Origin of the sequence: Streptomyces sp. BoleA5 (assembly GCF_000373665.1) — a bacterium.
GTDB lineage: Bacteria > Actinomycetota > Actinomycetes > Streptomycetales > Streptomycetaceae > Actinacidiphila.
In genome coordinates, this window is record NZ_KB892133.1 from 24,957 (window position 1) to 33,038 (window position 8,082).

The 8,082-nt window shown below is 73.2% G+C and carries 6 protein-coding genes; 2 read left to right on the plus strand and 4 right to left on the minus strand.

Annotation, left to right across the window (positions count from 1 at the left end; translation table 11 throughout):
* Positions 1–15 precede the first annotated feature (15 nt).
* A complete protein-coding gene (gene ftsY, locus B085_RS0133485) occupies positions 16–1,242 on the minus strand; it encodes a signal recognition particle-docking protein FtsY (protein WP_018562971.1) in 1,227 nt (408 codons plus the stop codon).
* Between the two features lie 100 nt (positions 1,243–1,342).
* Here ftsY and B085_RS0133490 point away from each other — a divergent pair, with 100 nt between their 5' ends.
* Positions 1,343–2,332, plus strand: a complete 990-nt coding sequence (locus B085_RS0133490; protein WP_018562972.1) for an LLM class flavin-dependent oxidoreductase — start codon at positions 1,343–1,345, stop codon at positions 2,330–2,332.
* An 18-nt stretch (positions 2,333–2,350) separates the two neighbouring features.
* Here the strand turns inward: B085_RS0133490 and smc are convergent, their stop codons facing one another.
* From smc to B085_RS0133505, 3 genes are all read right to left on the minus strand, one after another.
* The gene (gene smc / locus B085_RS0133495) at positions 2,351–5,908 is read right to left on the minus strand and encodes a chromosome segregation protein SMC (RefSeq protein WP_018562973.1); all 3,558 of its coding nucleotides are present in this window, start codon (positions 5,906–5,908) and stop codon (positions 2,351–2,353) included.
* Positions 5,909–6,083: 175 nt separating this feature from the next.
* Complete coding sequence (locus B085_RS0133500) at positions 6,084–6,272, minus strand: hypothetical protein (RefSeq protein ID WP_018562974.1); 189 nt, start codon at positions 6,270–6,272, stop codon at positions 6,084–6,086.
* Positions 6,273–6,684: 412 nt separating this feature from the next.
* On the minus strand, positions 6,685–6,966 hold the full coding sequence (locus B085_RS0133505; RefSeq protein ID WP_026251710.1) for an acylphosphatase: 282 nt from the start codon (positions 6,964–6,966) through the stop codon (positions 6,685–6,687).
* A 125-nt stretch (positions 6,967–7,091) separates the two neighbouring features.
* On the opposite strand from B085_RS0133505, the gene B085_RS0133510 reads away from it, so the two are divergent.
* Complete coding sequence (locus B085_RS0133510; RefSeq protein ID WP_018562976.1) at positions 7,092–8,000, plus strand: CAP domain-containing protein; 909 nt, start codon at positions 7,092–7,094, stop codon at positions 7,998–8,000.
* Positions 8,001–8,082 lie beyond the last annotated feature (82 nt).

The window sequence follows — 8,082 nt, forward strand, 5'->3', positions numbered from 1 at the left end:
CGCGGATGCCGCCGGCTACGAGCCGATCAGCGCGTCCACGAAGGCCTCGGGCTCGAACGGCGCGAGGTCGTCCGCTCCCTCACCCAGGCCGATCAGCTTGACCGGGACGCCCAGCTCGCGCTGGACGGCGACGACGATGCCGCCCTTGGCGGTGCCGTCGAGCTTGGTGAGCACGATGCCGGTGATGTCGACGACCTCGGCGAAGACCCGGGCCTGCACCAGGCCGTTCTGGCCCGTCGTGGCGTCCAGGACGAGCAGGACCTCGTCCACCGGGCCGTGCTTCTCGACGACGCGCTTGACCTTGCCGAGCTCGTCCATCAGGCCGGTCTTGGTGTGCAGCCGGCCGGCGGTGTCGATGAGCACGACGTCCGCGCCCTCGGCGATGCCCTCCTTGACCGCGTCGAAGGCGACCGACGCCGGGTCGCCGCCCTCGGGCCCGCGCACGGTGCGGGCGCCGACCCGCTCGCCCCAGGTCTGCAGCTGGTCCGCGGCCGCGGCACGGAAGGTGTCGGCGGCGCCGAGCACGACGCTGCGGCCGTCGGCCACCAGGACCCGGGCGAGTTTGCCGGTGGTGGTGGTCTTGCCGGTGCCGTTGACGCCGACGACCATCAGCACCGCCGGCTGGTCGGCACCGTCCGCGTTCGGCAGCCCGTCCGTGTGGAGCGTGCGGTCCAGGTCCGTGCGGACCAGGGTGAGCAGTTCCTCGCGCAGCAGCTGCCGCAGGTCCGCGGGGCTGCGCGTGCCGAGCACCTTCACCCGGGTGCGCAGCCGCTCCACCAGCTCCTGGGTGGGGGCGACACCGACGTCCGCGGTGAGCAGGGTGTCCTCGACCTCCTCCCAGGTGTCCTCGTCGAGGTGCTCGCGCGAGAGCAGGGTGAGCAGCCCCTTGCCGAGCGCGTTCTGCGAGCGCGAGAGGCGCGAGCGCAGCCGCACCAGACGGCCGGCGGTGGGCTCGGGCCGCTCGATCTCGGGGGCGGCCGGACGCTCCTCGACGAGGACGCCGCCTGCTGAGGCGTCTTCCGACTCGGGGAGCTCGACCTCTTCGATGGTCCGGCGGGGTTCGTCCCGCGGGGCCTCGGCCTCGTCGCCGATGTGCGGTTCGGCGGGAGGCGCGGTGATCGTCGGCTGCTCGGTGGGCGGCGCGGGGGGCAGCTGCTTCCTGCGGCGGCTGCCCACCACCAGCCCGCCGGCCGCCAGGATCACGACCAGGGCGATGACTACGGCAAGAATGACGGTTTCCATAACCCGTCCAGTATCGGTCACGCGGCCCGCCCTCCCGGGAGCCACCCGGCGGGCGTCCGCGACTCTGTTCATCTGACGATTCGTCAGCTAACGTCGGCGCATGCCCGCCACTGTCGTACGCTTCAACCTCGTCGACCCCGCGGCCTCGCCCGGGGCGCTCGGCCACCGCTACCGGGCGGCCCTGGACATGGCCGCGTACGCCGACGAGCACGGCGTCGCCACCGTCCAGACCGAGGAGCACCACGGCTCCCCCGACGGCTGGCTGCCCTCGCCGCTCACCTTCGCGGGGGCCGTCCTCGGCGCGACCCGCAGGTTCGCGGTCACCGTCTCCGCCCTGATCGGGCCGCTGTACGACCCGCTGCGGCTGGCGGAGGACCTCGCGGTGCTCGACCACGTCGGAGGCGGACGGCTGGTCACCGTCGCGGGCACCGGCTACCGCCCCGAGGAGTACGCGGCCCTCGGGGTCGACTGGCACCGGCGCGGCGCCCTCCAGGACCAACTGCTGGACACGCTCCTGAAGGCCTGGACCGGTGAGCCCTTCGTCTTCCGCGGCCGGACCGTGCGCGTCACACCCCGCCCCCACAGCTCCCCGCACCCGCTGCTGATCGTCGGCGGCAGCTCGCGCGCCGCGGCGCGCCGGGCGGCGCGGTTCGGACTGCCGTTCTTCCCCAGCGCCCACCTGCCGGAGCTGGAGGCCTACTACCGGGAGCAGCTCGCCGAGCACGGCACGGAGGGCTGGTGCCTGATGCCCCCACCGCAGGTGCCGCTGCTCCACCTGTCCGAGGACCCCGACCGCGCCTGGGCCGAGTACGGGCGGCACCTGTTCCACGAGGCCGCCACCTACGCCTCGTGGCAGTCCGCCGGCATCCGCTCCGCGGTGCGCTCCACGGCGGCCTCCCCGGAGGAACTGCGCCGCGAGGGGGTCTACCGCGTGGTCACCCCCGACGAGTGCGTCGCCTTCGCGGAGGCGGGAACCGACCCGGCCGCCGCCCTCGTGCTGCACCCGCTGTGCGGGGGGATGCCGGTGGAGGAGGGCTGGCGGAGCCTGCGCCTGTTCGCGCGGCAGGTGCTGCCCCGGCTCAAGGACTGACGCGGCCCGGACGGGCGGTCAGGACGTGAGGCGCTGGCTGATGACCTTCGACACGCCGTCGCCCTGCATGGACACGCCGTACAGCGCGTCGGCGACCTCCATGGTCCGCTTCTGGTGGGTGATGACGATCAGCTGGGAGCTCTCCTGCAGCTCCCGCATGATGCCGATGAGCCGCTGCAGGTTGGTGTCGTCCAGCGCGGCCTCGACCTCGTCCATCACGTAGAACGGGCTCGGCCGGGCCTTGAAGATCGACACCAGCAGCGCCACCGCGGTCAGCGAGCGCTCGCCGCCCGACAGCAGCGACAACCGCTTGACCTTCTTGCCCGGCGGACGGGCCTCCACCTCCACACCGGTGGTGAGCATGTTCTCGGGGTCCGTCAGGATCAGCCGGCCGTCGCCGCCGGGGAAGAGCCGGGAGAACACGCCCTCGAACTCCCGCGCGGTGTCGTGGTAGGCGGAGGTGAAGACCTGCTCGACCCGCTCGTCGACCTCCTTGATCACCTGGAGGAGGTCGGCCCGGGTCTTCCGCAGGTCCTCCAGCTGCTCCGAGAGGAACTTGTGCCGCTCCTCCAGCGCCGCGAACTCCTCCAGCGCCAGCGGGTTGACCTTGCCCAACTGCTGGTACGCCTTCTCCGCGGCCTTCAGCCGCTTCTCCTGCTCGCCCCGGTGGTAGGGGCGCGGCCTGTTGCGCGGGTGCTCCGGGTCCTCCGGCAGCTCCTCGCCCTCGGCGGGCGGGGACGGCGGCACGAGCTGGTCCGGCCCGTACTCCGCGACCAGGCCCGCGGGCTCGACGCCGTACTCCTCCAGCGCCTTGCTCTCCAGCTGCTCGGTCCTCATCCTCTTCTCCGCGCCGAGCACCTCGCCCTTGTGGACGGAGTCGGTCAGCCGGTCCAGTTCGGACTTGAGCTCCCGGCCCCGGCGGCGGGCGGTGTCCAGCTCCGCCTCGCGCTCGGCCTTGGCCCGCTCGGCCGCTCCCCGCTCCTCGTCCGCACGCCCCAGCGAGACCTGGACGTACGCCAGCAGGCCCTGCGCGCCCTTCAGCACCGCGGAGGCGACCCGCGCCTCGTACTCCAGACGTGCCTTGCGGCGGGCGGCCCGCGCCCTGGCCTCGCGCTCGGCGCGGGCGGCGCGGTCCAGGCCGTCGGCGCGGCCGGCCAGGCCCTTGACCCGCTCCTCGTGGGTACGGACCTGGAGCCGCGCCTCCATCTCCGTCTGGCGGGCGTTGGCGCCGTCGGCGGCGAGCCGGTCCCGCACGGAAGTGTCCGGCTCCTCGTCCGCGGGGGCGGCCTCCGCCTCGCTCAGCCGGAAGGAGAGCTCCTCGAACTCCTCCATGGCGGCGGCCAGCGACTCCTCGGCGCGGCCCACGGCGGCGGCAGAACGTTCCGCCTCCCCCGCGGCGGCACGCGCCTGCCCGCCCAGCCGGCCCAGCTGCTGGGCCACGGCCGACTTCTCCTTCTCCGCGGCCCGGCGACGCTGCGTCAGCTCGTCCACCACCCGGGCGGCGGCCGACCTGCGTTCCCTGGCCGCCGCCTGCTCCTCCGCGAGCGCCTCGCAGCGACCGGCCAGGGCCTCCAGCTCCGCGGCGGCCTCGTCGACGGCTGCCTGGACCTCCAGCAGGCTGGGGGCTCCGGCCGAGCCGCCGTGGGCGAAGTGGGCGCCGAGGACGTCGCCTTCCGCGGTCACCGCGGTCAGCCGCGGGTGGGCGGCGACCAGTGACTCGGCGTCGGCGAGGCTCTCCACGACGACGTAGTCCCGCAGCAGACGGCGCACGGCCGGGAGCAGTTCGTCGGGACCGCCGACGAGCGCGGCCGCCGCGCGCACGCCCGCGGGCACCTCGGCGGCCTCCTGCGGGACGGAGTCACCGGCGACGAGCAGCGCGGCGCGGCCCGCGTCGTCCTTGCGCAGCAGCCGCAGCGCCTCGGCGGCTGCCGACGGTCCGGATACGGCCACGGCGTCGGCGGCGGCGCCCAGCGCGGCGGCCACCGGCACCTCGTGGCCCGGGGCGACGGTGAGGAGTTCGGCGGCGGGACCGAGCAGCCCGGACAGGCGGTCGCCCGCGGCGAGCAGGGCTCCGGTGCCGTCCTTGCGGCGCAGGCCGAGTGCGAGGGCGTCGTGGCGGGCGGCGAGGGCGGCACGCCGGCGCTCGGCGGCGGTGGCGGCCTCGCGGGCGGCGGAGTGGGCCTCGTCGGCGCGGGCCTGCTCGTCCTTGGCGGCCTCGAGGCGCTCGTCGAGCTCGGAGTCGTCGGCGTCCAGGTCCTCGACCCGGGCGCGGAGTTCCTCGTACTCCTCCTGCGCTGACTCGGCGCGCTCACGCGCCTCGTCGCGGGCGGCGGTCAGCCGGCCGATCTCGGCCTCGGCGGATCCGGCCTTGGAGCGGGCGGCGTTGACCTGGCCGTGCAGCCGGGCCAGCCCCTCGCGGCGGTCGGCGATGGCGCGGGCGGCGGCCTTGAGGGCCTTGTCCTCCTCGGCCAGGCGGCGTTCCAGTTCCGCGCGGTGGTCGACCGTGTCGTCCAGGGCGCGCTGCGCGGCCTCCAGCGCGTCGGTGAGTTCCGCCTCCTGCTCGCGGATGCGGGCTGCCTCGCGCTCCATCTCCTCCGGGTCTCGGCCGCGCCGTTCCTCCGCGGGCTGGGCGGTGGCGTGCCGTACGCGCTGCTCGGCCAGGCCGATGGTGCCCCGGACCCGCTCGGCCAGCTGCGACAGCCCGTACCAGGTGGCACGGGCGTCGGCCAGCCGCGGGGCCAGCTCCCTGACCTGCTCCTCCAGCCGCGCCTCCCGTTGCACGGCGGCGGCGAGGTCCGTCTCGACGGCGTCGCGGCGCTCCTTGAGCGCCGCCTCGTCGGCGACCTCGGCGCGCAGTGCCTCCCGCAGGGTGACCAGGTCGTCGGCGAGCAGCCGCAGCCGGGCGTCGCGCAGGTCCGCCTGGATGACCACCGCCCGGCGTGCCACCTGTGCCTGCCGTCCCAGCGGCTTGAGCTGGCGTCGCAGCTCACCGGTCAGGTCCTGGACGCGGGCCAGGTTGGCCTGCATGGCGTCCAGCTTGCGCAGCGCCTTTTCCTTGCGCTTACGGTGCTTGAGGACGCCGGCCGCCTCCTCGATGAAGGCGCGACGGCCCATCGGATCCGCGTGCAGGACCGAATCCAGTTGTCCCTGACCGACGATGACGTGCATTTCGCGGCCGATACCGGAGTCGGAGAGCAGTTCCTGGATGTCCAGCAACCGGCAGGTGTCCCCGTTGATCTGGTATTCGCTGCCGCCATTGCGGAACATGATCCGCGTGATGGTGACCTCGGCGTATTCGATCGGGAGGGCACCGTCGCCGTTGTCGATCGTGAGCGACACCTCGGCACGGCCGAGCGGCGGCCGCCCCGTCGTGCCGGCGAAGATGACGTCCTCCATCTTGCCGCCGCGCAGCGACTTGGCGCCCTGTTCGCCCATGACCCAGGACAGCGCGTCCACGACGTTGGACTTGCCGGAACCGTTCGGGCCGACGACGCAGGTGATTCCCGGTTCGAACTGCAGCGTCGTCGCCGAGGCGAATGACTTGAACCCGCGCAGGGTCAGGCTCTTGAGGTGCACGCCGCTGGACTCTACCTCCCGCTCTCGGTTTCACCGAGGAATGCGGGGGGCACATGCAATGCAAGGGCGGAGATCATGGGAGGGCAACGGGGCGGAAAACGACGAAGGGACGCCGGGGCGTCCCTTGCACATTCCCAAACGGAGTCGTTTCCACTTGATCGGCCGAAAGGCCGGATCAGGCGAGAACCGGCTCCGCGTGAGGTACGTCGACGAGCTCGCGCGAGGCGGCGGCCAGCGTGTCGTTCTCGGCCTGGATCCGTACGAGTTCGGTTTCCAGGTCCTGGACGCGCTGCTGCAGCCTTCGCATCTCGGCGAGGAGTCGAGGGTCGGGGCCGCCGACGTAACCGAGAAGCGCCTTTGCCATGATGGATGGTCCTCCACGCTGAGTGACCGACCGGGGAGCGGTGTGGGTCGTTTGTGAGGGGTTATAGGCACCCGCGCCGTGTGCGCCGAAGCTGCCCTTTGCCATGCCTACAGCTGCGGTGCGCGGGGCTTCCAGCGTCTCACCAAATGGTTGGACGGTCAACACGATCACAGCCCGCTCGTCGGGTACGCCTAAGAAAACACGGCGCGAGAAAGGCGCCGCGGGCGTCCCGCATGGCTGGAGGACGGGGCCATCGATCACTCCCCGAAGATCACCGCGTCCTCGATGTCGGCAGCCTTCCACGCACTGCGCGAAATGGCAACCTCCTTGGCGCTCTTGCCAGGTGAGATTGCCGGCGATCTGTGACCTCGCCCCTCACCTGCGAGGACGGCACGGTGCGCCGGACGGTGGCTCAGCGGATCGCGAAGCCCTCGTAGCCACCGCGCGGCTCGCCCCAGATCTCGGTGACGCCGTCGACGCGTCCGGGCGTGTCGCCGGTCCGCAGCCAGTCGAGCAGCCGGTCGCAGTGCGACCGGTCCCCTTCGGCCACGATCTGCACGCGCCCGTCCGAGAGATTGCTCACATAGCCGTCGAGCCCACCGATCTCCAGTGCGTTCGCCCGCGTCCACCAGCGGAAACCCACTTGGTGTACTCGACCTCGCACCCAGGCCGTCAGTCGGACAGCGTCGTTCATGGAAGCACGCTAACCCCCCAGTTGCACAGGGTTCACACCGGCCCCGCCCGTCTTTCGGTACAGTCGCGCCGCAACAGGACTCACCCGTTCGGGTGAACAACCGCCGACATAAAGGACTGCACCGGATGGGCCGCCACAGCCGTACAGCCTCCGAGCCGGCGCCGTTCTCGGAGGCACCGCGCCACCGCGGGCAGACCAACAGGGCCCGGCGGCGCAAGCAGAACCCGGTGCGCACCGGGCTGCTGGCCTCGTCCGCCGCGCTGGCGGTCGGCGCGATCGGCGTCTCCAGCGGGCTGCTGCCCTCGCCGGACGGTTCCGGCGGGTTCGCGTACCACGACGACGCTCCCGGTCAGGTCCAGGCCGCCGGGCTGCCGAACACCACGAGCCCGCAGGACGTCGGCGCCGTACCGGCCGACCGCGACACCTCGGCCCCCGCCAGCCGCGGCGACGCCCGTACGACTGCGCCGCCCGCGGCCCCGTCGGCGCCCGCGACCGCGGCGACGCCGACCCCCTCCGCCCCGGCCTCGGCCCCGGAGCAGAACGCGGCCACTCCCGCCGCGCCGCAGCCCTCGGCGTCCGCCACGCCCACCGGCGTCCCGGCCCCGCCCGCGGCCACCCTCGTGCCGGGCGGCGGCGAGGAGGTGCAGGACGGCGACCAGAGCGTCGTCGAGACCTCCGTCCTGGCCCTGGTGAACACCGTCCGGGCCACCGCCGGCTGCCAGCCGCTGCACGCCGACAAGAAGCTCTCCGAGCTCGCCTCCGACTTCAGCGCCGACATGGCCGCCCGGGGCTTCTTCGACCACTCCGACCCCGACGGCGACGACCCCTGGGACCGCGCCGCCCAGGCGGGCATCAAGAACCTCGGCGGCGAGAACATCGCCCGCGGCCAGGCCACGCCCGAGGAGGTCATGGACGCCTGGATGAACAGCGAGGGGCACCGCGCCAACATCCTCAACTGCGACTTCAAGAAGATCGGCGTCGGTGCGGTCCTCGGCGAGGGCGGCCCCTGGTGGACGCAGGACTTCGGCTACTGAGAAAACCGCAGGTCAGAAAGCTGTCAGACGGCTCGGGCCGTCTCCGGGCCGTCGTCAGTCGCGGGCATGTAGCCGAATACGC

Coding starts and splice junctions, on each gene's coding strand:
- B085_RS0133510 (WP_018562976.1), top strand. CDS start 7,092: ATGGGCCGCCACAGCCGTACAGCCTCCGAGCCGGCGCCGTTCTCGGAG.
- B085_RS0133505 (WP_026251710.1), bottom strand. CDS start 6,966: ATGAACGACGCTGTCCGACTGACGGCCTGGGTGCGAGGTCGAGTACAC.
- B085_RS0133500 (WP_018562974.1), bottom strand. CDS start 6,272: ATGGCAAAGGCGCTTCTCGGTTACGTCGGCGGCCCCGACCCTCGACTC.
- B085_RS0133490 (WP_018562972.1), top strand. CDS start 1,343: ATGCCCGCCACTGTCGTACGCTTCAACCTCGTCGACCCCGCGGCCTCG.
- ftsY (WP_018562971.1), bottom strand. CDS start 1,242: ATGGAAACCGTCATTCTTGCCGTAGTCATCGCCCTGGTCGTGATCCTG.